The sequence below is a fragment of the Flavobacterium sp. genome (assembly GCF_049590715.1).
GTDB lineage: Bacteria > Bacteroidota > Bacteroidia > Flavobacteriales > Flavobacteriaceae > Flavobacterium.
Genome location: NZ_JBAWDL010000233.1, coordinates 1 through 3096, shown reverse-complemented (window position 1 = coordinate 3096; position 3096 = coordinate 1). Strand labels below are relative to the sequence as shown.

The window sequence follows — 3096 nt, the reverse complement described above, 5'->3', positions numbered from 1 at the left end:
AGACATGCTTCAAAAAGTACGAATGGGAGATGGTTTTGAATATGAAACGACCCGTTGCCCTATAAAAATTGATGGAGAATACTTAACTTCTACCCTTGGTTCACCAGGACTAGGAGAACATACAGATGCAATTACAAAGGAATTAATTCAGTAATGAGCAAACAAAAAATTAGAATAGCAGTACGTAAATTCGATGCTTTCGAATCATCAATAGTCAAGATTTGGGAATCATTTTGTCAAAAAACAAAATGTGATTTTGAATTGGAAGCTGTGGCATTCGACTTACATCCTCTATACGATAATATTTTAAAAAATGATGGTTTAGCAAATGGTGATTGGGATATCTCATTAATCAATACCGATTGGATAGCCGAGGCTTTTACCTCAAATGCGATCGAAGAATTGACCCCTTTTATCAACAAAAAAGCACCTGATAATTTCCCTGAAGGCTGGTCAGAATCGTTACTTTATAAACAACAATTTGAAGGAGGAATCTATGGATTGCCTTTTCATGATGGTCCAGAATGCTTGATTTACCGTAAAGATTTGTTTGAATCGATTGAGGAAGGAGTTGCTTTTTACAGAGACCATGGAAAACCTTTAGAAGTACCTAAAACTTGGGATGATTTAATGGAAGTAGCCGCATTTTTCAACAGACCCGAAGACACTCTATACGGAACTACCTTTGCAGCTTATCCTGACGGACACAATACCGTTTTTGATTTTTGCTTGCAATTGTGGACCCGTGGTGGAGATTTATTTGATGATAATAAAAAAATAAAAATCAATACTCAAGTAGCTATCGAGGGAATGGAATTTTATCGCAAAGCATTGCAAAATACGAATGCGATTCATCCAGATTCTAGAGATTTTGATTCGGTTAAGTCTGGTATGGCTTTCGCCAATGGAAATTTGGCAATGATGGTCAATTGGTTTGGATTTGCGTCTTTTAGCGAGTTTTTCCCTGATTCCAAAGTAAAAGGAAAAGTCGATGTAGCGCATGTTCCCTCTGGGCCTAACGGTGAAGGTGTTTCGCTCAATGCTTATTGGTTATATGTAATTGGAAAAGGCAGTAAAAACAAACAGTTGGCGTATGATTTTATCCAATTTGCTGTAAATGCCAAAAATGATAAATTATTGACCTTAGAAGGTGGAATTGGTTGTAGGAAATCAACTTGGCATGATCGTGAAGTAAACACGGTTGTGCCTTATTATTATAAACTAGAAGAATTACATGAAAACACCCGTTCGTTACCCCGTAAAAGCAACTGGTCTGAAATTGCAGATGTGATTGATCAATTGGTTTTGGAGGTCATTAATAGTGCTCTAGATATAAAAATTATTTTAGACCAAGCACAATTAAAAATCGATAGTATAGAAAATTAGTGCTGCTATAAGATCCTATTATTTTGAGTGAAGCCAAGTATTTAAAAGTATTATTGTAGGTTTTTATGAATTTGTGGTAATGAATAAATCATATGACACTAATCAAACACTATTTTTTATAGAATTTAGCAAAAAGAATACAATGGATATTAACTACAAACCAGAATTACCGTTTGAAAATCGTCCTATATATATTATTGGTGCCGGCGGCATCGTAAAAGATGCTCATTTGCCTGCATATAAAAGTGTAGGCTTTACGATTGCTGGAATTACGAATAGAACCCGTCATAGAGCAGAAGAGTTAGCAGAATTATTTTCGATTCCGAAAGTGTTCGAGACCGTAGCCGAAATGGTGCAAGAAGCGCCAGAGAATGCGGTTTACGACTTAACGCTTATGCCGAATCAATTTGTTCAAACATTGGAACAACTTCCTGATGGAGCTGCGGTACTAATCCAGAAACCTATGGGAGATGATTTTAAGCAAACCATGGAAATATTAGAAGTTTGTAGAAGAAAAAAATTAAAAGCAGCCATCAACTGTCAGATGCGATATGCACCTTATATCATGGCGGCCAAAGATATTATAAACAAAGGATTGATTGGTGAATTATACGATTTTGAAGTGCGTTTAACAACCTACACGCCATGGGAATATTTCCCCAATGTAGTTGATCATCCACGATTAGAAATTCAGCAACATAGCATTCATTATATCGATTTGATTCGTTCGTTTTTAGGAAATCCAAAAGGTGTGTATTCAAAAACCTTGCGCAATCCAGGTAAACCGATGTCTTCGACTCGTACCACCACTATTATGGATTATAATGATGCCATGCGTGCAATAATAAATACCAACCACGACCATAACTTTGGAGAAAAAAATCAAGAAAGTTTTGTGAAATGGGAAGGAACCAAAGGCGCCATTAAAGCGCGAATGGGATTGTTATTAGATTATCCCAACGGAAAGCCCGACCTATTTCAGTATTGCATCATGAAAGAAGGGCAAGAACCAAAATGGATAGAAGTGGAATTAGAAGGTTCTTGGTTTCCAGATGCATTTGTGGGTACTATGGCTTCACTCATGAGATATGTAGAAGGTTCAACTGCTGAACTGCCTACAAGTGTAGAAGATGTAGCACATTCTATGGCTATTGTGGAAGCGGCTTATGAGTCAAATGACAACGGTGGAGTGGTACCAGATTATAACATATAACACGTTGGTGTAATTAGTTTTAATAGCTAATTTAATACTTATTGTCACATTGAGCTTGTCGGAATGTATTTTGTTTGTGGGTCTTCGTCAGGCTCAGACTTACATTTCCTTAACAGACTCACAAGGATATGTATTTAACATTACCATTAAGAAATTAAGAATCATTTAGTTTTATTACTTAATGAACTAAAATTAAGCAACATGCATATAGTATCACGATTCTATGAAGACTACAAATTAGGTAGTAAAAGAGAAACTTTAGGTAGAACCATTACAGAAACTGATTTTGTGGTTCATGCTGGGCATACAGGAGATTATTTTCCGCATCATATGGATGCTGAATGGTGTAAAACACAACCCTTCAAACAGCGTATTGCACATGGTACTTTAACTTTTGCAGTAGGAATTGGAATGACGGCTACCGAAATAAACCCTGAAGCTTTTTCTAAAGGTTATGATCGTTTGCGTTTTGTAAAACCCGTTCATATTGACGATAC

Annotated in this window: 3 protein-coding genes; all 3 read left to right on the top strand. The window is 36.4% G+C overall.

What is annotated here, in order from left to right; genetic code table 11:
• Positions 1-153: 153 nt before the first annotated feature.
• Positions 154-1386, top strand: coding sequence for an ABC transporter substrate-binding protein (locus WBQ70_RS10570; RefSeq protein ID WP_423913863.1), 1233 nt, complete (start codon positions 154-156; stop codon positions 1384-1386).
• Between the two features lie 142 nt (positions 1387-1528).
• Entirely contained in the window at positions 1529-2599 is a 1071-nt protein-coding gene (locus WBQ70_RS10565; RefSeq protein ID WP_423913860.1) for a Gfo/Idh/MocA family protein, read from the top strand.
• A 201-nt stretch (positions 2600-2800) separates the two neighbouring features.
• On the top strand, positions 2801-3096 hold a 296-nt coding region (locus tag WBQ70_RS10560; RefSeq protein ID WP_423913858.1), incomplete at its 3' end, for a MaoC/PaaZ C-terminal domain-containing protein.